Annotated in this window: 14 protein-coding genes and 1 pseudogene; 3 read left to right on the top strand and 12 right to left on the bottom strand. The window is 61.9% G+C overall.

What is annotated here, in order from left to right:
* From DYQ94_RS12425 to DYQ94_RS12375, 11 genes and pseudogenes are all read right to left on the bottom strand, one after another.
* Positions 1-504, bottom strand: a 504-nt coding sequence (locus tag DYQ94_RS12425; RefSeq protein WP_505414907.1) for a condensation domain-containing protein, incomplete at its 3' end; no start/stop codon positions are given.
* Complete coding sequence (locus DYQ94_RS12420) at positions 497-3,709, bottom strand: non-ribosomal peptide synthetase (protein ID WP_160955137.1); 3,213 nt, start codon at positions 3,707-3,709, stop codon at positions 497-499. The genes DYQ94_RS12425 and DYQ94_RS12420, both read right to left, overlap by 8 nt.
* Positions 3,710-3,813: 104 nt before the next feature.
* Positions 3,814-5,514, bottom strand: coding sequence for a cyclic peptide export ABC transporter (locus tag DYQ94_RS12415; RefSeq protein WP_024938655.1), 1,701 nt, complete (start codon positions 5,512-5,514; stop codon positions 3,814-3,816).
* Positions 5,515-5,517: 3 nt separating this feature from the next.
* Positions 5,518-8,001, bottom strand: coding sequence for a penicillin acylase family protein (locus tag DYQ94_RS12410; RefSeq protein ID WP_102256595.1), 2,484 nt, complete (start codon positions 7,999-8,001; stop codon positions 5,518-5,520).
* A gap of 450 nt (positions 8,002-8,451) precedes the next feature.
* Positions 8,452-11,616, bottom strand: a complete 3,165-nt coding sequence (locus tag DYQ94_RS12405) for an efflux RND transporter permease subunit (RefSeq protein ID WP_160955138.1) — start codon at positions 11,614-11,616, stop codon at positions 8,452-8,454.
* A gap of 58 nt (positions 11,617-11,674) precedes the next feature.
* Entirely contained in the window at positions 11,675-14,896 is a 3,222-nt protein-coding gene (locus DYQ94_RS12400) for an efflux RND transporter permease subunit (RefSeq protein ID WP_160955139.1), read from the bottom strand.
* A gap of 22 nt (positions 14,897-14,918) precedes the next feature.
* Positions 14,919-15,263, bottom strand: a complete 345-nt coding sequence (locus tag DYQ94_RS12395) for a hypothetical protein (protein WP_160955140.1) — start codon at positions 15,261-15,263, stop codon at positions 14,919-14,921.
* A 248-nt stretch (positions 15,264-15,511) separates the two neighbouring features.
* A complete protein-coding gene (locus DYQ94_RS12390; protein WP_505414908.1) occupies positions 15,512-16,081 on the bottom strand; it encodes a 4'-phosphopantetheinyl transferase family protein in 570 nt (189 codons plus the stop codon).
* Positions 16,082-16,708: 627 nt separating this feature from the next.
* Positions 16,709-16,855, bottom strand: a pseudogene (locus DYQ94_RS12385) (SDR family oxidoreductase); the annotation flags it as partial.
* A 142-nt stretch (positions 16,856-16,997) separates the two neighbouring features.
* Entirely contained in the window at positions 16,998-18,803 is a 1,806-nt protein-coding gene (locus tag DYQ94_RS12380) for a transmembrane repetitive protein (protein ID WP_160955142.1), read from the bottom strand.
* Positions 18,804-18,816: 13 nt separating this feature from the next.
* Positions 18,817-19,416, bottom strand: coding sequence for an NfuA family Fe-S biogenesis protein (locus DYQ94_RS12375; protein WP_024938663.1), 600 nt, complete (start codon positions 19,414-19,416; stop codon positions 18,817-18,819).
* A gap of 89 nt (positions 19,417-19,505) precedes the next feature.
* Here DYQ94_RS12375 and DYQ94_RS12370 point away from each other — a divergent pair, with 89 nt between their 5' ends.
* From DYQ94_RS12370 to zupT, 3 genes are all read left to right on the top strand, one after another.
* The gene (locus tag DYQ94_RS12370) at positions 19,506-19,862 is read left to right on the top strand and encodes a 4a-hydroxytetrahydrobiopterin dehydratase (RefSeq protein ID WP_039815276.1); all 357 of its coding nucleotides are present in this window, start codon (positions 19,506-19,508) and stop codon (positions 19,860-19,862) included.
* Complete coding sequence (locus tag DYQ94_RS12365) at positions 19,859-20,281, top strand: energy transducer TonB (protein ID WP_039527161.1); 423 nt, start codon at positions 19,859-19,861, stop codon at positions 20,279-20,281. The genes DYQ94_RS12370 and DYQ94_RS12365 overlap by 4 nt, the downstream gene beginning before the upstream one ends.
* 273 nt (positions 20,282-20,554) lie before the next feature.
* A complete protein-coding gene (gene zupT / locus DYQ94_RS12360) occupies positions 20,555-21,373 on the top strand; it encodes a zinc transporter ZupT (protein WP_016904561.1) in 819 nt (272 codons plus the stop codon).
* 111 nt (positions 21,374-21,484) lie between these two features.
* On the opposite strand, the gene DYQ94_RS12355 is transcribed toward zupT, so the two are convergent.
* Positions 21,485-22,471 (bottom strand): RluA family pseudouridine synthase, encoded by a 987-nt coding sequence (locus DYQ94_RS12355; protein WP_016904562.1) that lies wholly within the window; start codon positions 22,469-22,471, stop codon positions 21,485-21,487.
* Between the last annotated feature and the right edge of the window lie 386 nt (positions 22,472-22,857).

Below are 22,857 nucleotides of genomic sequence, written 5' to 3'. Positions count from 1 at the left end.
GTGCGCGTCCAGACGCAACAGGCGACCACGCACCAGCGGGCCGGCGGCAAGATCGAATGGTACGGCAGCGGCCTCACAGGTGTGGGCGGCCACCGCCTCCGCGCGCTCATCGGCCGGCAGCAGCGACACATCGAACTCACGTAGCGCAAAGCCGCGATCGGCCGGATCGATCACCTGCTCGGGCTCGCCATCGCGCGCCAGGAAACGGGTGCGCAAGCTCTCATGCCGCGCCACCAGCGCATCGAGCGCGGTGCGTAATACTGCAACGTCAAGCTCGCCTTCCAGGCGCAGCGACACCGGCATGTGGTAAGCGGCCGAGGCGGTGGCGTCGAGTTGGCATAGGAACCACAGTCGGCGCTGGGCCAACGACAATGGCAGCTCCGCATCACGCGGCCTCGCAACGATCGCGTCGTCGTCCGCATCGCGCGTGCGCGTCGCACGGCGCGTGCGGTTAAGCAGGATTGCCTGCATAAGACGCTGGCGCTCGTCGAGGGACTCAGTCATCGATTGCTTCCTTGCTTAGTATCTCCCTGAGCTCATCCTCGCTGAGCCCATCCAGCTCGGCGAGCATCGACTGCATGTCCTGGCTCGCCAATGCCGCAGCCTGCGCCACGGCGACTCGTTCAGCCATGTATCTCAGTTCCGGGGCGTCGAACAACTCCGCCAGGGGCACCGTAACGCCGAACTCGCTTCGCAGGCGTGCAGTCAGTTGCATTGCCAGCAGCGAGTGACCGCCGAGATCAAAGAAATTGTCGTCGCGACCAATGCGGGAGACCCCCAGCAGTTCCCCCCAGATCTGAACAATCTGCTGTTCGATCTCGCCGGTGGGCGCGCGATAGGCGCGGTCGCTGGAAAATTCCGGTATCGGCAACGCGGCGCGATCGATCTTTCCATTTGGAGTCAGTGGCAGCCGCTCCAGCGGGACGAACCCCGCCGGCACCATGTGCGCCGGCAGCGACATGGCCAACGCGTCGCGCAACGAGTGCGGCGTCACGTGAACCTGCGGGCTCACGACAACATAGGCAACCAGCCGCTGGTTTCCGGTCGCATCGCCGCAGGCGACCACCACGGCGGCCTCGACGCCGTCGAGGCACAGCAGCGCCGTCTCGATCTCCCCGAGCTCGATCCGGAAGCCGCGAATCTTGACCTGGTGGTCGGTGCGGCCGCGGTACTCAATATTCCCGTCGGCAGTCCAGCAGCCGAGATCGCCAGTCCGATACCAGCGGCCGCCCTCGACAAAGGGATCGCTGCCGAAGCGCTCTTCCGTTAGATCGGGACGGCCGAGATAGCCGCGCGCCACGCCTGCGCCTCCGATATAGATCTCGCCCTGCACTCCAATCGGCAGCGCTTGTTCAGCGCGATCGACGATGTAAATCCGGGTGTTGTCGATCGGGCGTCCGATATGGGCTGCAAATGCGTCGCCGCGCCCGATCCGCACGCCCGTCGAATAGGTGGTGGTCTCGGTGGGTCCATACAGGTTATGCACCGTCTGCGCTGAGGAACCGGCAAAGATGCGCTCCACCAGTTCGGCACGCAGTGGCTCGCCGGCCACATTGACCCGCCGTACCGATGCCGGCACTGCTCGGGCGTGCAGCAGCGCCGACATCCCCGAGGGCACCGTATTGATCAAACTGACCGGGCCGCACGGCGCTTCGAGCACATCGCGGACGATCTCCAACGTACCGCCCGCTGCCAAGGTCGCGAAGATTTCATAGACCGCCAGATCAAAGCTGATCGAGGTCGCGAACAAGGTGTGCGCGAACGCGTCCGTTCCACCGTCGCGCAGTGCCCAGGCGATGAAGTTGCAAGCATTGGCATGTTCGATCATCACGCCCTTCGGCGTTCCAGTCGAACCGGAGGTATAGATGACGTACGCCAATCCATTGGGATGCACGTGCGGTAATGGCCACGGCACTTCCTGCGCTAATGTCGCATCGTCGATGTCCAGCGCTGCCAGGTTTGCCGGCAGCGCAGCGGCCAGCGCCGCAGTGACAATGCACACGCGTGCACCGCAGCTACCCAGGATGGCGGCTATACGCTCTTGCGGGTAGGTAGGGTCAAGCGGCACATAGGCAGCCCCCGCCTTCAGCGTCCCCAACACTGCAATAATCAGCCCAGGCCCACGGGGCAGCTGGATTGCGACACACTCCTGGGCACCCACTCCAATGCGTTGCAGGCGCGCAGCGACGGCGTCAGAGCGTCGGTCCAACTCGCTGTAGCTCAGGGTCTGCGCACCTGATCGCAAGGCGATCGCCTCAGGAAATGTGCGGGCGCTGCACTGGAACCAGCCATGCAAGGTCTCAGGGCCTTGCTGGTCGACGCGCGTTGCATTGAAGGCCTCCAGCACCTGGATGCGCTCGTCGGCGCTCAGCAACGGCAATGTCCGTACCTGTGCGCCCGGATCGGCGAGCATTGCCTGCAGCACAGTTTCGAAATTAGCCGTCATCCGCGCGATAGCGCCGGCATCGACGCGAGTCTCATCGTGTATGAAATCGCAGCGCACCCCATGTTCGAACTCGATCGCATGGACTGCCAGCGCCATCCTGTCCAGCGCAACACGTTGCTGGATCGGGAATGCACTCAGCGCAACCTCGCCCCACCGCGTGATTGTCTCGCCCTCTCGGCGAGGATTCCATAACTCGGTCAGCGGGCCTGATTCGCGCGCATTCTGGAAAACCAGACTGGCATCGAAGGGGGTTCCACCCAACTCGAGACGACGGATCAGGGTGGAGATTGGATAGTCCTGGTGACGTACGCTTCCGCGCACTGCCGCGCGCGCGCGCTCAACAACGTCTGCTACACGACTGTCATCGCCGAACCACGCACGCAACGTGACCATGTTGACGAAATCACCGACCACACCACGCCACGCAGCTCTACTGCGACAAGGCATCGGCGCGCCGACCGAAATCGTGGAATGGCCGCTATAGCGGTGCAACAGGATTTGCAACGCGGCCAGCAGCACACTGAACAGGCTGGCATCGTGATCGGCGGCGAAGCAGCGCAAGCGTTGGCACAGTTCGCGACTCAGCAATAGCGTGTGCGCCCGCTGCACACCGCCACCTCCACCGCCAACATCGGCTGCGGGCAATTCAAGAGGAGACTGCGGCCGACCCACTATGTCACGCCAATAGGCCAGTTGACGTTCGCACGCCGGACCTTGCAGCCATTGCTCCTGCCAGTTTACGTATGCGCTGTAATCGTGCTCGTCCGCACCTATCTTGCCGATCGTCTCGACGTCGGAGCCCAACGCAGCAGATAGCTCACCGAGTAGTCGCCAATATGACCAACCATCGCAGATGAGGTGATCCAGTGCCAACAGTAAAACCGCACCGCCCGCACGGCGGCGATAGAGGCAGGCACGCAGCAGCAATTGCTCATCTTCAAAAGCGCGCCAGGCATCCTCGCTCACACGCCGCTGCAGCGTTTCCAGATCCATCTCGCGCGCGTCGACTTCCTCCAGGATTTCTCCACGAGGCTCAGTGATTGTTTGCTCAACATGACCCTCCTGATCACTGCAAAAACGTGCGCGCAACATCGGATGACGCGCAACCAACGCATCGATCGCCGTCGCTAGCCGACCTGCGATCGTGTCGGTATCAAGCGCTACCACGAATACATTGTTGTGATCACCGCGCGAAACGGGATTCAACTGATACTGAAACCAGCGCGCCTGCTGACCTTGTGAAAGAGGGAAACGTCGAGACATCCTTGTATTCCTTTCACGCTGTAATCCCCGCCCGCCCCGACTCGGCCCTACCCGAGTCGCCCCATTGAACGTTGGCTCCGGCCGCAAACGGGAGCGGCTACATTTCAGTTCTCAGTCTCAGCCACTAGCGGATCTGATGTCCGTACATCCGGGCTGCCAATCATCATGCCGTCCCCCATCACCACGACTCGATCTGCACCGGTGAAGTAGCGATCGTCGTGCGAAATCACAACCACTGCCTTGCCGCGCGTCTTTAGTGATTGCAGAATCTTGCCATAGAACACCTGCTTGAAAGTCGGATCCTGGTCCGCTGCCCACTCGTCGAACACATACAGCGACGCATCCTCCAGAAAACCCACAAGTAATGCCAAACGCCGGCGCTGTCCATCAGAAAGAGAGAGCGTACTGAAACGACCCTCCGCAAACCGGACCTTGCCAGACAGGCCCAACAACTCAAGGTACTGCTCGATCTCAACCTTTGCGGCATCGCCATCAATTCCCAGCGGACGGTCGAACAGATAATAGTCTGAATAGATGGCGCAGATTCCATTGCGGAATCCGCTGACAGTATCAGCATCGACAACAACGTCGTCAAACAGCACCTCGCCAGAGGCGGCGCGGTAGTGCAAGCTCAACAGTTTGGCCAGCGTCGATTTTCCCGACCCATTACCGCCGACGATAAACACGATCTCGCCACGGTTGATTTCCAAGTCGATCGGGCCGATATGGAACCCAGGCTCTTCACCCCGCCCCGGATACCGATAAACCACCTGCCGCAGCCGCAGGTGCTGCCAGTCCCGGCGAGGTGCGCTTCCTTCTGCGGCGTCCTCGCGGGCAAGTTGCCCGAACAGCTCGTGGACCTTGCGTTGAGCGACCCTTGCCATGCTCAGCTGCGGCACGAAATTAAGCAAGGCAGCGACCGGGGCAGTAACGTACAGAAGGGCCATGATCACACCGGCCAGCGTGCCACTCCCGATAGCGTGATAATTGACGAATACGAATGCAATTGCGCCAATCACAAACAGCACGATCAGGTTGCCGTAATTCTGCGCCACGGCCATGACGCTCATGCCGGTCTTGGCGCTATTTCGAACCAGCCGTTCGTTCACTGCAAGCACATTCGCTGCATAGTCCTGACGTTTTGCGTGACTGAGCTTGAGTTCCTTGGCGCCGTGTACGAGACCCCGGATGCCTTCGTGGAGATGGTCAAGATGACCGCGTGCACGGACGAGATAACGGCGCGCAATCAACATCGGCAGCTGGTAGGTCAGCACACCCAGTGCGATGCAGCTGAGCACAAACCAGAACACGCTGGGGCTGAGAAACAGCAGGAAGCCAAGCACACCGGCCAATGTCACCGCGTTCGTCAACAGATCCGGCAGCAAGCGCGCGCCGGCGACAATGACCGGCACATCGGCAGTGATCGATGCCACTAGCCTGGCGAGGCCGACTCGCTCCAACTCGGCGATCGGCGCCTGCGAGATGCTTGTATACATGCGATTGCGCAAGTCAGTAGTCACATCCAGCGCTACGCGGGAGAGGATCACTTGCGACGCGGTGCGCGCGACCAAAATGAACACGCAATTGGCCACGAACAAGGCAGCAAATCGGTAATGCGACACCTGCCAACCGAAGAGCCTGACAGTTTCCGGCTCGGTCGTGGAAAATGCCGCCGGACCTTGATCGAGCACGGTCATCACCAACGGAATGACCATTGTGTATGCCATCCCGGCCAAGGTACCCAACACCATTGCGATGAACACCTTGTTGGGTGCACGCCGGGAAAATGAAGACAGGATGCTCATCGATCAATGCCCCGCCTTTTTTGCAGACTGCGCGGGTTCGAGCCAGAGTCGGCGGCGATCATCGCTCGTAGCGGTCATCGGGAGGTAGCGCACATCGCGAAACCCCTCGACCATGTCGTCGTAATGTGGGCTCATCGCGTTGGAGGACTGCCCGGTAGAATTCATTTGCAAGTGTGTAACAGCGGCAGGCGACAGCGAGAAGATCTGGCGGAAACCAGCACCAAACGTCTGCTCGTACCGACCGCTATCGCCCAAGGTGTAGTCGGCCACGTTGAGCGTATCGGGTGAACCACCGTTGGATATTCTCCGCTCGAACCAGACCTTGGCTACATTGACCGCACTAAAGGGCACGTGGCGATAGACCGTTTCATGGACGTCTCCCCATGCCCAGCCATCACTACTATCGCCGGCCATCTTGTGCAGCTCACTGAGCGCGTCGTCGAGTGCGGCGCCGGTGACATCAGCGCAGGGTACCGGCTTGCTGTCCTCCAGGTCGCGGCACCACTGGCCCGACTGTCCAGACAACATCGCGGCAACGGTATCTGGATCGATTCCGTCGATCATTCCCTGCAGCACGCGACTCTGCCGTGCACGGTTCCAATACCCCTGGAATGAGGCGCCGACCAGACGGCGCTTGAGCTGACGCAGCCAAGCATTGAATAGAGTAGCCGCGTGGCTGTCTCGATCCATGCGCCCGTTCCAGTCGCGTAGCGTGTCGTGGGCCCACCGCTGCGCTCTATCGCCCGGCGGATAATTCAACAGAACCTTGGAAAGCCGCACTGCGGAGGCGCTGTATTGATCGGCCTGCATGCGCTGCATCAACGCCACATCGACCGGTTTACCGGCGGAAACAGCACCAGTGATCATCTCTTCAATTCGCCTCTTTCGAGTCGGCGGCGCCCAGTCGTTGGAAATCAGCCAGCGATAAGAGGGAGGCGTAGGATCATCATTGGCCGAGGCCACGAAGCCTGACGGCGGATCGTAGACATGTGGCATCTCCTCATACGGGATGCGACCAGTCCAAACGTATTCATCGTTCCATCCAGGTACCGGCGCGCCGCCATCACCTGCCGCGCGTACCGGAATACGTCCTGCCGCCAGATGGCCGACATGACCGGCGCGGTCCGCATACACCATGTTCAAGGCGGGTGCGACCAAATACGCGAGCGATTTGTCGAACTCGCTCCAATCCTGTGCATAGCCGATCCGGTAGAAGGCTTCGTAAGAAGTATCGTCCTTGTCCAGAGCGGTCCAGCGCAGAGAGGCTGGCTGCTCAAACACCTGGAACATATCGTTGATGATCGGGCCGTGCCGCGTGGAACGTACGCTGATTCGCAGTGGTTTGATCGGAGCGTGCAGAAACGAAGGGAAACTCTCCCGAACCTTGATAAGCTCCTCACGTTGCAGGAACGGTACCCACTTCCCATTGGCGAGATAACGCGACGCATCGTCGGGCTTGGCTTGTTCCAGATAGATGTCCTGGCTATCTGCCATCAGGTTGGTGCCTCCCCACGCAATGCTGGCATTGCGTCCGAATACCACGACGGGCAAGCCGACCAATGTTGCGCCGGAAACATCGAGGTGATCGCCTTTGAGTGCGGCCATATACCAAAGCGATGGCATCTGCAAACCCAGATGCGGATCGTTGGCGAGCAGCGCCGAACCATTACCCGTCAGACGAGACGACACCGCCCATGCATTGCTGCCGACATAATGCCCCCCAAGTCCGGTGTTTTGTTCCAGCTTTGAGAAGAACTCGAGCATTTGCACGCAGCTCTCCACTGTCATTGGGTCGAACGCAGAGCTCGATGCGAGATCCGGCTTGTTTGCGATGCGCATCGGATCGTCGGCGGCGTCAGGGAACAGTGTCTGCAAGCGCTCGGTATCGAGCAGTTGGGCTGCGAGCATACGGTCGATTTCTCGACGGTAGTTGCCCCCCAAATCAAGCGCGAACACCTTTGACCAAGCTAGCGAGTCATAAACGGTCCAGGGGTCAGGCCGAATTCCCAGCGCAACGAACTCCACAGGAAGGGCCGTGCGTGCGTCGAGCCATGCGTTGATGCCGTCGGCATAGGCCTGCAAAGAATCGCGTGCCTCCGGGCTCAGCGCATCCCAGGCCTCGTGCGCCGAACGCATCAGTCCGAGCGTGCGAAACCAGATGTCCTGTTGCACTGCATCCTTGCCGAGCAACTCGCTCAAGCGGCCCTGCGCCATCCGCCGCTGCAGTTCCAACTGCCACATGCGGTCCTGCGCATGCAGATAGCCCACGGCGAAATAGGCGTCGCGATCATTGCGCGCTACCACGTTGGGCACTCCGTAACCGTCACGCTCAACGCTGACGGGGGCACGCAATCCTTCTACTTCAAGACGGCCCTGCTCGTTTGGAAGGCTTTCATGCAGGCGCCACCATCCGGCGGACACCGCGACTACAAGCGGACCTACGACAAAAAACAGGATACGAGAAAGCAGTGGGTGCTTTTTGAGCATCGAACATCCTGTCCTGTCTTAGCAAGGAAACGGTGAACTGGTGTAGATCGCTGCTAACGCCAACGCACGCGCGGCCCAGACCTAGAGGACCTTACATGGTGCGCTAGAAGCGTCCCCACTCGCTTCTTCATGCACGTGCGAAACCCCTGACAAGATCCTCAAAAAAAAAGAGGACGTCAAGCGTTTCACGCGTAGTTCCGAATACTGACTGGCCCGCGATCGCTCGAAGTATGAATTGTTAGAAATCGCCTAGGAGCACGGGCCTGAATTGGCAGTCTGTCACGGCTATGCCTCGTTCGGAGGTCCCGCGCATGACGATGCAAGGACCTCTTCCGTTCCGTTATTCAGAACGCAGCACCCTCCGCTGAACGCGCGTGATGCTCAATTCCGGACAGCATTGGAGATCATTCAGAGGACTTGATCGGCCCATTCCGTACCAGAAATGGTGTATCAGACACCCTCACCACTGGCCGCGACCCGGCTACGGCGTAACTTGCGCAGGCGTTCACGTACGCGTACGCGTTTGTGCAGCGCACGATCATGCAGCCACAGATAGATCGCAGGGGTACTAAGTAGTGTCAGCAATTGCGACACTATTAGCCCCCCGAGGATGGCGATACCCAAGGGGCGACGCATCTCTGAGCCAACACCAAACCCGATTACCAGGGGCAGCGCGGCTCCCATGGCCGCGAGCGTCGTCATCGTAATCGGACGAAAGCGCACCAGGGCGGCCTCCGTGATCGCAGCCACCGGATCGAGTCCGCGCTCGCGCTCGGCGACTAATGCGAAGTCGACCATCATGATGGCGTTCTTTTTGACAATGCCGATGAGCATGAGTACCGCAATCACGGACATCAGGGTCAGTTGGGTCTGCGTCACGAGCATTGCCAGAAATGCTCCCATGCCTGCCGCAGGCAGTGTCGACAGAATTACGAGTGGATGGAAGAGACTGTTGTAGAGCACGCCCAACAGCACGTACATGAGAACGATCACCGCAATCAACATGGTCGCGGCACCCACGACCGCTTCCATCAACTTTTGATTGGTGCCCGCGTAGTCGTCCTGGACGCCGGGGGGAAGGGGCGTCTTGGCGATCAGCTCGTCGACAACACGAATTCCTTCGATCTGGCTGACTCCAGGGGCCACGTTGTAGCTGATGCTCGATGACTCCAACTGGTTGTAATGCATGATACTGGAGGGGGTAATCGCGGGCTTGATCGTCGCGACCGCCGATAACGGAACCATTTGCCCGGTACCTGTGCGCAGGTAGGTTTGCAGCAACTGCTCGGGTCCCGAGGCACGCGCCTGTTCGGAGGTCAGCACGACGCGGTATTGATTGATGTGCGAATAGATCACCGATACCGGCCGCTGACCGAATGCGTTGTAGAGCGCGTCATCGACATCGGCCATCGAAACGCCCATCCTGGCCGCAGCCTGCCTGTCGACAACCACCGACTGCTGTTTGCCGACGCCATCAAAACTTGTTTCCACGGCACGCAGCTGCGGCATGGCCCGTAAGCGCTCGGCCAGCTTCAACGTTGTTTCCTGCAAGCTTACGCCTGCCGAACTGGTGAGCTGAAGCTGATACTGCCCTCCCCCGGAACGGGTATCGCCACCTCCGCCGAAAAACTGCACAGCATTCATGACTACCGCCACCTCCGGCAGGCGTATATATGTCTCGTTGAGACGGGCGATCACCTCGGCGACGCCAGCGTGTCTTTCACTGATCGGATAAAGCTCGACGTAAAGACTTGCGGAGCGACCTCCGCCTGCATCCAGCCCGCTGCCGTTAAGCACTGCGGTCACCTCGCGAACGGCTGGATCAGCCCGCATGATGGCAGCCACGCCACGTACATCTGCTGAGAAACGATCGGAGGCCACATTAGCGTCGCCGCGGACCATGGCTTGGATCATGCCCAGATCCTCTTCCGGCATGACTCCGCCACCTGCGGTCATCGCGACGGCGGCGCCCAGTACGCCGGTCAAGACAATCAAGCATATCGGCTGCCAGCGCATCAGCCGCCGATGGCGCATTGCCCAGCCCAGCGTTCGTCGATAGACGTTCAGAACGACGTCGTCCATTCTTTGCAGCGCTGCAACCAGGCGTGCGGTTGTCTGGCCACTGGCGGACTCTGCTTTCAGATCCAAGTACTTTCCGCACAACGCGGGCGTCACTGTTAGCGAAACTACCGCGCTTACAATGATGGCCGCTAGCAGGGTGACCGAGAACTCCCGCACCAATGTGACAAAAATGTTGTTGCCAAACACCATCGGCGCAAACACCGCGACGAGCGACAACGTAATTGAAACGATGGTAAACCCGATCTCTCGGGTACCGCTGAGTGAAGCCGCTAGCGGCGAATGCCCGAGCTCCATGTGCCGAACAATGTTTTCAATTACAACGATTGCATCGTCGACCACAAAACCGATCGCAAGCACAAGAGCAATCAGCGACAATGTGTTGAGCGAAAAATCCATGCACCACATCGCGATGAAGGCACCTGCCAGCGACAACGGCACGCTTGCCATCGCGATCAAGGTCGGACCGACCCTACGCAGAAACAACAGCATTACTGTGGCCACCATCAGAATGCTGAGCAGCAGAGTGAACTCAACCTCGTGCAGGCCACTTTTGGTGGTCTGGGTGAGGTCGAAGATCGGATGAACGGCGACATCAGCGGGCATGATGGAGCGCAACCCTGGCAGTGCCGCTCGAATCGCTTCCACGGTCGCCACCGAGTTGGCGTCCGCGCGCTTGCTTATTTGCATCACCACCGTGCGTTGGCCGTTGTACCAAGCCCCCTGAAACGCGTCCTCCTGGCCATCGTAGACACGGGCCACATCGCCCAGCTTGATGGGCGCGCGACCACGCACTGCGATGACAAGTCCGGCAAAGTCCGCCGCGCGCATCAACGCGGAGGTGGTGACCAGCAGCAACTGTCGCGGGCCCTGTTCCACCGCGCCCAGCGCCGACGAGGAATTAGCCGCAGCCAGGGCATTCTTGACCTCATTGGCAGTGATGCCCTTGGCCGCTAACGCATGGTTGTCCAGCTCGACGCGCACCGCACGCGGCGATCCGCCCGACAACTGGACTGTTGCCACGCCGTCAACACGCGCGACGGCAGGTTTGGCTAGATTGTCGGCTACGTCATAAAGCTGGTCAGGGGCCAGCGTTGGCGAGGTCAGTGCCACGAGCAGCACAGGCAATTGCGCAGTGTCAAACTTGAAATACTGCGGTGGCGTCGGCATGCCCGCAGGCAGATCGACCAACGAAGTGTTGATCGCCGCCTGCACCTCGCGGGCTGCCGAGTCGGCATTGATACCGAACTCGAACAGAATCTGTATCTGGACAGAGTTCTCGCCTGCGATGCCAACCATTTGCTTGACCCCTGGGATCCGGCCCAGATGGCGCTCCAAGGGGGTCATCACGGTATTGGCCATGGTCTCTGCACTGGCGCCAGACATCTGCGCAGCTACTGCCACCGCGGGGAGATCCAGCGAAGGCAATGCGGCCACACCAAGCAGGAAGTACGACCACAGACCCACCAGCACGAGGCCGACCCCCGCCAAGGAGGCGCCAATCGGGCGGCGGATGATCGGTGCGAACAAATTCATATGCCGGCACCGCGTTCAACGCGTGCGAGGGCTTGCATGCTGCGATGCGCATCCCTCTTCATGCGTGCACCACCGGGGCTTGCGTGCGCTGCTGTCGGCGCCGCCGCAGCCACGCCTGATAGCGCTCCATGTACAAATAGATCACCGGCGTGGTGTACAGGGTTACCAACTGCGACACCAACAGTCCCCCGACGATCGACAGACCCAGGGGACGGCGCAACTCGAAACCGATACCGGTGCCCAGTGCCAGTGGCAACGCACCGAGCAGCGCTGCCAGGGTAGTCATCATGATCGGACGAAAACGCAACAGGCAGCTGCGGCGGATCGCTTCGTGCGGACTGGCGCCGGCACGCTGCGCCTCGATCGCAAAATCGACCATCATGATGCCGTTTTTTTTTACGATGCCGATCAACAACACGATGCCGACAATGCCGTCGACCGACAGGCTCAACCCGCAGACCATCAATGCCAACAATGCGCCGACCCCTGCTGGCGGCAGCGTCGAGATGATGGTGATTGGATGGATATAACTCTCATAGAGAATGCCGAGGACAATATAGATCACCACTAGCGATGCCAGCAGAAGCCAGATCACATCGGTCTGGCTCTGGGTAAACTCGGCCGCCTTGCCGACAAACTGGCCGTGTACCTGAGACGGCCAGGCCAACTGCTTGCGTACCTGTTTTACCGCACTGACCGCATCGGAGAGCGAATGGCCTGGAGCAACATTGAACAAGATCATCGCCGCCGGTAGCTGCTGCTGATGACTGACTACCAGAGGCGTGCTAGTAACTCTCGACTTGACCAGTGACGACAGCGGAATAGTGCCTCCAGCACCCACGGGGATACCGGTATCGCGGTTGCCGATACCGGTGGCCGTGGAGGAATTGCTGGAGGCAAGCTGGCCGAATGCGGTTGCATTGCTGCCGACCAAGGCGCCGGACCCGTTTGAAGCGACTGCAAGTTGCTGCAGCAACGCCTTCTGCGTGCGGAATTCAGGAGCCACCTCCAAGACCACGCGATACTGGTTGATCTCGGTGAAAATCGTCGAAATCTGCCGCTGTCCAAATGCGTTGTAGAGCGTATCGTTGATACTCTGCATCGGCACGCCGAGCAGGCTGGCATTTTCTCGGTCCACGCTCAGCTCTAGCGCGCCTCCCTGATTGGACAAATTATTGTCCACATCGGCGAGCTCAGGACGCGCGCGTAGCGCCTGGGTCATCCGCTCGGCCTCAACGGCCACTTCTTCCGCGTCCATGCCAGACAACGCGTATTGATACTCGGTTGGGGCCACTCGGGTATCAAGGGTGACATCCTGTACCGGCTTGAGATACAGAGCCACGCCCGCAACATCAGTGGTAGAGCGTTGAAGACGCGGCAGGATCTCGTCAAGGCTCTGGCGCTCGCCGCGCTCTTTGAGCACGATTGAGATCCGGCCCTGGTTGAGCGTCGGATTCATGCTTCCGGCTCCAACGAAGGCGGCAACTGCAGCGACGGCCGGGTCGCTTCGCAGTGCCTGGGCTACCGCCAGCGTTCGCTCGCGCATCTGTGCAAAGGCAATGCTCTGATCGGCTTGGACAACGCCCACGATCAGGCCCGTGTCCTGTTCGGGGAGCAGGCCTTTCGGTATCGCCACGTACAGCAACACCGTCAGTACAACCGCCATCCCTGCCGCACCCAGGGTCCACTGTGGATGCGCCAACACCCAATCGAGACTGCGCTCATAGGCTGCGACCATGCGGCTCCATACGCTGGAGCGATTGTCACGGCCGTCGCGCCCACGAGAAGCCTCGCTCTCCGGCAGCCCATCGGGCTTGAGCAGGTAAGCGCACATCATTGGCGTCAGCGTCAGGGACACCACCATCGATAGCACCACCGCAATGCTCAGCACCCAGGCGAACTCGTGGAACAGGCGTCCGGTCACCCCCGGCATCATCAACAAGGGCAAGAACACCGCGACCAGCGACACAGTGAGAGAAAGTACCGTAAAGCCTATCTGACGCGCGCCAATTTCAGCCGCTTCCTGCCCGCTCTTGCCCTGCTCTATGTAGCGCACGATGTTTTCGATCATCACGATTGCATCGTCGACAACAAAGCCGGTTGCCACCACCAATGCCATTAGCGACAAGTTATCCAACGACATGTCGGCAAACGCCATTACCGCAAAGGTGCCAGCCAGCGACAGCGGTACTGCAACTGATGGGATCAACGTTGCCCATAGACGGCGCAAAAAGGCAAAGATCACGGCCACTACCAGCCCAATGGTCAGCAGCAACGTAAACTGTACTTCGTGGACTGATGCGCGAATGGTCTCGGTTCGATCGGAGAATATCTCCAGTTGCACGTCGGCAGGCAGCAGGCTGCGCAATTCGGGGAGCAGATCCCGAATGCGCTCGACGGTCTGCACGATATTGGCGCCAGGCCGCCGGCGCACCTCCAACAACACGGCCTCCCTGCCGTCTGCCCATGCTGCGAGCTGGTCGTTCTCGATGCCGTCGATGACATTGGCAACGTCGGCAAGCCTGACCGGCGCGCCATTTTTGTAGGAGACGATGATCTCGCGGTAATCGGCGGCATCGACCAATTGGTCGTTTGTACTGATGCTGTAGGACTGGGTGGCCCCATTGAGTGAGCCCTTCGGCGCATTGACGTTGGCGCGAGTCAGGGCCGCACGCAGGTCTTCTAGCGTCAGCCCCATATTGGATAACTGAGCGGGATTGACCTGCACTCGCACCGCCGGCCGCACATTGCCGGCAATCAAAACCAAGCCAACGCCCTTTACCTGCGACAGCCGTTGGGCCAGGATTGAATCAGCGAAGTGACTGATCTCGCGTAGCGGTCGGGTGTCAGAACCCAGTTTCAGTGTGATGATCGCTACGTCAGCCGGATTGACCCGGTTATAGACCGGTTGGTAGGGCAATGAGGACGGCAGCGTGGCTTGGCGGATCGCTGCCTGCACGTCCTGTGCGGCGACATCAATGTCGCGATCCATGGAGAATCGCAGCGTCACCGTGGATAGACCGGCCGATGAATCGGAGGTCATTAGTTCCAATCCGGAGATCTGCCCAAACTGGCGTTCCAACGGAGTGGTTACCAGCGCGGCCATCGTCGTTGCATTGGCGCCGGGGTATTGGGTCGTCACAACCAGACTGGGGACATCAATTTCAGGTAGCGCTGCCACTGGCAACTGGCGATAGCCGAGAAAGCCCAGCATCAGTACGCCCGCCATCAACAGCACCGTGGCGACCGGACGGCGGATAAAGATCGACGAGAAGCTCATGGAAAACTCGTCCGAGGAAGCGTCAATGGCGATTCCGCCGGACTGGGGCACTGCCACCCCCCCTTTTTGCGGCGGAGGCCGTTGTGGCGACCTTGCGATCGGCGTTGAGCCGGAAGTGACCATCGACAGCGACGCGCTCATCCGCCTTCGGGCACGCGGCGGTCTGAATCTTGGCACTGTCGATCTCGACACCGGCGCGCACCGGCTGGCTGCTCGCCTCGATCGGGATGACTGGAACTGGAGCCCTGCTCTCGCCGGCGGCGTCCGTTGCGTTCTCAGTGCTGCCCTCCCCCGCCACGGCTAGTTTTACCGCAGCCACCACCACCACCGCCCCCGACAACAACGCCACCTTGGCCAGCCTGCGCATGTACAACTCCCTACCTTGAGCGAAGATTAGGCAAATCTCACCAGTCAGAGCAATGCACTAAAATCAAACTCGCCCACCGGCTGCAGGACCAGGGACGCAGGACAGTTATTCGACAGCGGGCAGTTGCCTTCGGAATGAGGCCTCGGCCCATGGTGCGATACAGTTATCTACCACACTGTTCATCGTAACCGACCCAGAAGACAGGGTGAAGCCGCCCCCCCCCCCCAGTCTTCGCGCCTCATGCGCTGTTAGAGCGCAACTGGAGTCCGACGCGCCAGCGCCGCAGCGGACACGTACGCTTCCTGTAGCAGGAAGCGCACTGGTACGACCGTCCCCCGCATCCAGTCCGGGCTCCAATGCTCGCTCAGCTGCAAACTCAGCTCCTTGTCGTTGGCATCGACCAAGCGCGCAGCGGAAAATTCCATGAAGCGTCTTGTCGATGGGTAAAGCGCCTTGAATAGCGCCTCCTTGGCCGAAAACAGCAGTGTCAGTGCTCGCTCCGGCGGCAGCGCGACCAGAAGTTCCAGCTCTGCCTGGCTTGCAATGAGGCGACAGATTTGCCCGGCCTGATCTGCATTGATCCAATGCTCCACGTCCAGGCCCAAGGCCGTCCCTGGAGCGCGAGCGACAACTGCAGCTGCTGCGATGCCATCTGCGTGACTGATTGAGCCGGTCCATCCGGGCGGCCAGATGGGGAGACGATCGCTTCCCCGCGGGAGCCAACAGCCAGCTTCAGCACCTGCGGCCGCTAGCGCGCGCTCGGCGCAATAACGTCCAGCCAGGTATTCAGTAATCCGCTTGGGACTAACCTGTCGCATGTCGGCCGGAAGACGATCGGCAAACGCTGCAAATGGCATTTCGCCCTCGAAGCCGACAGCATGCCAAAACATCGTGAAGCCTGCGCCTGACCTCAGCAGCGGGCTCAACTCACTTGCTGGGCGGTCGCGGTAGTATGAATGTATTTCCGTCCCCGCGATCGGCTCCGCTCCGACATCAAACGGCGCTGTCATTTTTTGTGAATGCTCTGATGAGATTCTGCTGCCGATTCAAAATTGACTGCTTTCCGGTCGCCATACTACCGATAAATCCTTGGAGCCTTCTAGTCCGCTTGCGTTCCTGATTGCCCGAAGAGATTAAGGCATGAGGCGAGCCATCTCGGCTGACCCAATCAGCGCAACCAGCAGGACGAAGAATCCTCGACACTTGGATGATGCCTACGGCGGCGAGCGCAACCTTGCAAGGTCAGTCATCGATCCAATGCAAGCCCTTCTGTTGTTGCCTTGAATACCATGCAGGACCAGCCGTCATGGCAGATGGCAATCGACGGTGTAGAACGGCCTCACCCAGGTTGCGGCGCCTGATTGGAGCACGTACGCCCAGGAGTGGAGATCGGACATCGGGGAATATTCAATCGACACTGCTTCCGAGCGTTTGCCTCGCCCGGCTCAACTGGCGATGGCAAACACCGAGCCTGAGTCTATGCACACGCCGGCCCCATCGATGAAGCTGGCCCGCTCCGAATACAGGAATACGACCAGCGAGGCCATTTCCTATGACCGACCGAGCCGCCTGAGCACGATCCCGGAGCGCTCATAGAACCATTCGATGTGGGAATCGAACTCGAGGAAGAGCCATGCCTCGTACTGACCAGGGCATAGCTCGACGCGTATGCCAGTCGCGGAGAATGGGCAATAAGGATATTGAAGCGATAGAACTCTGGTGAGCTCATCTCTCTTAAAGAGTACGCTTGCGCATCCCGACATCCTCCTGCAGCTCCGGCTTGAACGGCACATCCGGCGGCGGTCTGGCTGTTGCCGGTTGATCGTTGAGGTTCGGGTCGCTCAGGCCGCAGCCGCCGCCGAACTGCAGCAACGACACCACGCAACTGATCTTGGTGGTCGTTCCCGGGATCGGGATTTCGATCTTCTTCAGGCCGCGCCGCACCCATTCCTGCAGCAGCGACTGGTTCGGCATCCAGTACTTGTCCAGCGAGGTCGGTGTGTAGCCGTACGGCGGACGTTTGAGCCAGGTGCCGCCCTGGGCGATCTGGTCGCGGGTCCAGGTATCGGTTTCGCTGCCTGGCGGTCCGCGATCACCGGCGCCGTTGCCGGCATCGCCGGCTCCGGCGGCGACGTGAACGCTGCCGTCTGCATTGAACATGCCGTTGCGTGCTCCATTGGCGCCTGTGGTTTCGCCGGCGCGACGACGGTCGGATTTGCTCCAGTCGTCCGCGTTGGCCGCGACATCCCAGCCGCCGCTGCGGTCTGCTGGCGCCGGACCGGCATTGCTGGTCGCCGGCTTGGCTGCCGATGCGGCTGCCGCCGTGGTGCTGCTGGGTTGCGCCGATCGCGCCGAATTCGCCTGTGCCTGATTGGGCTGCGTGGGGGCCGCCGATGGCTGGGTTGCTGCAGCTACCGACGTCGACGATGTCGGCGCTGGAGTCGTCGGCGTCTGCTGGGCTGGCGCTGCCGGTGCCGGTTGGGGCGTCGGGTCCGGCACGCTTGGCAACTCGGCCGTTCGAATGGCCACCTCAGGCATGCGCACCGTCGGTGTGATCTCGCGGCTGCGCACCGACGGCGCAACGACCTGGGGCCGGTCCGGCACGACGATTTCCCGCTCGCGCACCGTCGGTGCGGTGGCAGTGCGCATCGCGACGGTCGAAGCGGGACGCTGCAATTCGCGTAGCTGCGGTTGCTCGGTCACGGTCTGGACATCGCGCTGACGCACCTCGATCTGCGGTGCGGCCGGCGCGACCGGACGCGGCGCCACCGTGATCGTCGGCGGTGGCGGCACGACAAAGTCGTTCGTGGCCACCAGTGTTTCGGTGACCTGTAGCGGCGATTCGATCGTCACCGGCGGCACCTGCACGGTCACGCGTGGTACCTCCGGCGCCACCGGTTCGCTGGCAGCGGCAGCCACCGGTTCCGGCGCGGTGTCCTGGGCCTGGGCTGTGCTTGAAGGAGGGTCGACGGACTCGACAGGCGCAGGCACCGACGGCGCTGCGCTTGGCTTGTCGGTCGCAGCGGATGCACTGGACTGCGGCGCCGAAGCCGCATCGCCCGAGGCGGCCTGCGCAGCGTCAGCGGGCTGCCCTTGCCCACCGCCCTGCTCTGCCGCACCGTCGCCGATGAAGGTCATGCGCACCCGTGATTCGTCGCCGGTCTGGGTGTCATCCGGCGCCCAGCGCACCGTGACGACCCAAATGAGCAGTGCGATGAAGCCAAGATGGATCAACAGGCTGCCGAGCAGCGCCAGCCAGTGCTGTGGTCGCTGGTCTTTTGGTCGCGGCTCCCAGTGCTGCCACCACAGGCTGCGAAATGCCTGAAACGGCGACAACAACGCCACGCCAGCGCCTGCAGGCGGTGCTGGCCGTGCCAGCAGCACGCCCAACACCTGGTCATCGTCGAACGCAGCCGCCGGCCCGAGGCGGCTGCTCATCCAGGTTGCCCAGCCGTAAGGCAAACCGGTGCGCCGATCCAGGATGAGCTTGCCCGGCATGCGCGCGCGCAGTGCCTGCAGCAGATCGGCGGCCGTGGTCACCGGTGGCGCGGAATCAGGCCGCGCTGTCGCGCGGGATATACGGTGCGTCGCCGGTGGCGTGGTCGGTCGCGTCGCGCACCGCAATCACGCCGGGCACGCGCCCCATCAGGGTCTTCTCGATGCCCTGCTTCAAGGTCACATCGGCCATGCCGCAGCCGTGGCAACCGCCGCCGAAGCGCAGCAGCACGACACCCTCTGCCGAGACCTCCTGCACCGCCACGCGGCCGCCATGCGATGCCAGCTGTGGGTTGATCTCGTTCTCCACCACCCAGCGCACGCGCTCCACCATCGATGCGGACTCGGCCGGCGCTTCGCCCTTGATCTTGGGTGCCTTGATGGTGAGCTGCTGGTTGCCGGTGGACTGGGTGACGTAGTCGATCTCGGCGCCATCCACCCAGGGCACGCTGGCGGCGACGATATATAAGGTGAAGCCGTCGCAGTCGATCGCCCATTCGTCGCCGCTCAGGTCCGCCGGTTCGGCGAACTCCAGCCGGGCGTCGGCGCGCGGGGTGCCCGCATCCACCGCGCTCAGGCGCACGCCCATGCCGGGCACGCCCTCGCGTTCGATGAGCTTGCGGAAATAGGTTTGGGCTTTGTCGGATATCTGGATCATGCGGGTTATTCTACCGCTCAATGCGCCTGCGCTCATGGAACACCGTGATCCTGAGTGAACGCGCTGTCCGCCACCCCTGCGAGACTGTCATGACCGATCTGATTCCCCTGGAACAGGCCCATTGCCTGCCGCGCAAGGGCAGCGACCACAAGCTTGGCGAAGCGCGTCTGGCTGAACTGCTGCCGCAGGTGCCGGGCTGGGAGCTGGCCGAAGTGGGCACGGCAATTACCCGCACCTTCCGCTTTGCCGACTATTACCGCACGCTGGCCTTCGTCAATGCGCTGGCCTGGATCGCCCACCGCGAAGACCACCACCCCGACCTGGGCGTGCATTACGACCGCGTGGTGGTGCGCTATTCCACCCACGACGTTGGCGGATTGAGCGAAAACGACTTCATCTGTGCGGCCAAGACCGCCCAGCTTTACGATCAAGGAGCCACCCCATGACCCTGTCTCGCGCTGCCCTCGCCGGCCTGTTCCTTGCCGTCGGCATCAGCGGGTGTGGCAAGTCGTCGCAGCAGCCCACCGCCCCGGCGGTGGCACCGACCGAACTGGCCGCCTTGAAGACCCCGCCGCCGGAATACTCCCCGCAGCTGGCCTGTGCCGGCATCGGTGGCACCTCGGTGCTTCGGGTCGTGGTCGGTGTCGAGGGCACCCCGACCGACGTCTCGGTATCGCAAAGCAGCGGTCAGCCGGTGCTGGACGAAGCCGCGCAAAAACGCGTGCGCGAATGGAAATTCCGGGCCGCCACGCGCAATGGCCAGGCAGTGCCGCAGACGATCCAGGTGCCGGTCGCGTTCAAGCCGCCGGTGCCGCGCCCGGACGAATGCTTCGCCATCGAAGAGCGTGCGCGTCGAGGCGGCTAAGCCGCCTTCGATGCCTTGCGCGTACGGCCGCGGCAACGCGCCGGCGCGCAGCGCGCAAGACTGAGCACGGCGAACGGCCTGCATCAGCTCCAGCTACCCACGGTGCGCGCCTGATGCCAGCGTGCACGCGTCGGGGTTATCGCGCCAGACACCACGCGTTCGTCATCCAGGCATGGCCATCCTGCAGCCGCAGTGTGGTCATGCGCAAAGTGCGCAGCAGCAGTCGCCACGCTCCCCGCCGAGTACGTTCTATTCCACGAGGTCGTGCGTCACATGCTCGAAGTGTCATCCCACAATGTCTGGACCGCATTTGCGGTCACGCTGGCCGCTGGCCTGGCGACCGGACTCGGCAGCCTGATGGTCGTGTTCTCCAAGAAGCCCAACCCGCGCCTGCTGGCATTCGGGCTGGCATTCGCCGGCGGTGCGATGGTGTATGTGTCGCTGTCGGAGATTCTCAACAAGTCGATCGCCTCGTTCTCCAACGCCTACAACGACAAGCTCGGCTTCACCTTCGGCACGCTGGCGTTTCTGGCCGGCATGCTGCTGATCATGGTGATCGACCGCCTGGTGCCCAACCCGCACCAGAGCCTGTCCAGCGACGATCCGCTGTTCCGCGACGACAACCGTGCCTATATCCGCCGGGTCGGCTTGATGACCGCCATCGCCATCACCGCGCACAATTTCCCCGAAGGCCTGGCGACCTTCTTCGCCACACTGGAAAGCCCCGCGGTCGGCATGCCGCTCGCGTTCGCCATCGCCATCCACAACATTCCCGAGGGCATCGCCATTGCGGTACCGGTGTACTTCGCCACCCGCAACAAGTTCTACGCCTTCGGCGCCAGCCTGCTCAGCGGACTGGCCGAGCCGATCGGCGCCGGCATCGGCTATCTGGCCTTGTCCAGCGTGCTGTCAGAAGCGGTGTTCGGCACGGTCTTCGGCCTGATTTCCGGGGTGATGGTGTTCCTGGCGCTGGACGAATTGTTGCCGGCGGCCAAGCGCTACGCGCAGGGCCACGAGACGGTCTACGGCCTGGTGGCCGGCATGGGCACACTGGCGATCAGCCTGGTGTTGTTCCGCTTCGCCACGCCTTAACACCCGGCCGAACCGCAGCCGCAGTGCCGGCACGACCATCGGCTCGACCGCCAGGACACATCGGCGACGCGCTGGCGGCCACGACCGGGACGGATGCGTCGCCGCGGCGCCTCAGCGCCCCAGCCGGTCCAATGCCTCGGCCAGTTCCGGCGCCAGCGGCGCGCTCAACACATAGGGCGTCTTGCCGGCATCCAGCGCAAATTCCAGCGAAGCAGCGTGCAGGAACAGGCGCTTCAGGCCGAGCTGGTCGCGCAGGCGCTTGTTGACCTCCGCTTCGCCGTACTTGTCGTCGCCGGCCACCGGGTGCCCCAGGTGCTGGGCGTGCACGCGGATCTGGTGGGTGCGGCCGGTTTCGATACGGACTTCGCAATAGGAGTGCCCGCCACGTCGCTCCAGCAGCTTGAAATGGCTCAGCGAGGGCTTGCCGATCGCATTGACCTGCACATGCCGCTCGCCGCCCTGGCGCAGCCCGATGTGCAGCGGCGCATCGACCGTCATCACCCCGTCCGGCATGCGGCCGACCAGCAAGGTCAGATAGCGCTTGGTGATGCCGCGCCCTTCGACACGGTCGTCCTCGCGCATCAAGGCCTGCAGCTCGGTCAGCGCCGAACGCTTCTTCGCCACGATCAGCAGGCCGGAGGTATCGCGGTCGAGCCGGTGCACCAGCTCCAGGGTCTGGTTCGGCCGCAGGGCGCGCAGGGTTTCGATGGCGCCGAAGCTGATCCCGCTGCCGCCATGGCTGGCGACCCCGGACGGCTTGTTGAGCGCCAGCAGGCGCGCGTCCTCGAACACGATCGCCGCTTCCAGCCGCGCCAGGAACGATGCCGGTGGCGCCGCTTTGTCGCCCTCCTCGGCCACGCGCACCGGCGGGATTCGCACTTCTTCACCACCCTCGAGCTTGCGCTCGGCCTTGGCCCGCCCGCCGTTCACGCGCACCTGTCCGCTGCGCACCAGCTTGTAGATCAGGCTGCGTGGCGCGCCCTTGAGCTGGCCGAGCAGGAAATTGTCCAGCCGCTGCCCAGCACGGTCTTCCGGAACTTTGAGAATGCGCACGCCCACACGGTCGGTGGGCGGCTTGGGGGTCTGGGGGTCGGTCATCCGGCTCTTTATTCTGTTACACTCGGCGAGCGAGATAAGGGTTTGATTTCGTTGGAAGTTGATTGGCCAGAAGCCTGCCTTCCGATGATTCCGGCACAGTGCGCGACCACCGCCCCCGGGGCGGCCATGTTAGCGGCTCACCGGCCTACCCGGCCATCGCCGGCGGTTTTTGACCGTCGCGCTGAACATGTCCCGTGCGCTGCCCCGGTTCGTCCGGACGCGGCTGCCGGCCCTGAAACACCTATAAAACTTAAGACAAGCGCTCCCGCGGCCTGCCGTGGTGTTGCAGCGCTGGAAACCCTGGTCAGGCCTGTCCGCGCGTTGCGCGAAGGGCCGACAAGCTGTTCCAGAGGCGAAACGTCACGGCGTTCCGCGCGGTAGAGCGC

The organism is Xanthomonas sp. LMG 8993 (genome assembly GCF_009835065.2).
Lineage (GTDB): Bacteria > Pseudomonadota > Gammaproteobacteria > Xanthomonadales > Xanthomonadaceae > Xanthomonas > Xanthomonas arboricola.
Note: the sequence above shows the minus strand (reverse complement) of the source record. Positions and strands in the feature narration are given on the sequence as shown.

Excerpts from the sequence above, each read along its gene's own strand:
- DYQ94_RS12410 (WP_102256595.1), bottom strand. The coding sequence starts at position 8,001 with ATGCTCAAAAAGCACCCACTGCTTTCTCGTATCCTGTTTTTTGTCGTA.
- DYQ94_RS12405 (WP_160955138.1), bottom strand. The coding sequence starts at position 11,616 with ATGAATTTGTTCGCACCGATCATCCGCCGCCCGATTGGCGCCTCCTTG.
- zupT (WP_016904561.1), top strand. The coding sequence starts at position 20,555 with ATGCTCGAAGTGTCATCCCACAATGTCTGGACCGCATTTGCGGTCACG.
- DYQ94_RS12400 (WP_160955139.1), bottom strand. The coding sequence starts at position 14,896 with ATGAGCTTCTCGTCGATCTTTATCCGCCGTCCGGTCGCCACGGTGCTG.
- DYQ94_RS12395 (WP_160955140.1), bottom strand. The coding sequence starts at position 15,263 with ATGCGCAGGCTGGCCAAGGTGGCGTTGTTGTCGGGGGCGGTGGTGGTG.
- DYQ94_RS12375 (WP_024938663.1), bottom strand. The coding sequence starts at position 19,416 with ATGATCCAGATATCCGACAAAGCCCAAACCTATTTCCGCAAGCTCATC.
- DYQ94_RS12390 (WP_505414908.1), bottom strand. The coding sequence starts at position 16,081 with ATGCGACAGGTTAGTCCCAAGCGGATTACTGAATACCTGGCTGGACGT.
- DYQ94_RS12420 (WP_160955137.1), bottom strand. The coding sequence starts at position 3,709 with ATGTCTCGACGTTTCCCTCTTTCACAAGGTCAGCAGGCGCGCTGGTTT.
- DYQ94_RS12365 (WP_039527161.1), top strand. The coding sequence starts at position 19,859 with ATGACCCTGTCTCGCGCTGCCCTCGCCGGCCTGTTCCTTGCCGTCGGC.
- DYQ94_RS12370 (WP_039815276.1), top strand. The coding sequence starts at position 19,506 with ATGACCGATCTGATTCCCCTGGAACAGGCCCATTGCCTGCCGCGCAAG.
- DYQ94_RS12355 (WP_016904562.1), bottom strand. The coding sequence starts at position 22,471 with ATGACCGACCCCCAGACCCCCAAGCCGCCCACCGACCGTGTGGGCGTG.
- DYQ94_RS12415 (WP_024938655.1), bottom strand. The coding sequence starts at position 5,514 with ATGAGCATCCTGTCTTCATTTTCCCGGCGTGCACCCAACAAGGTGTTC.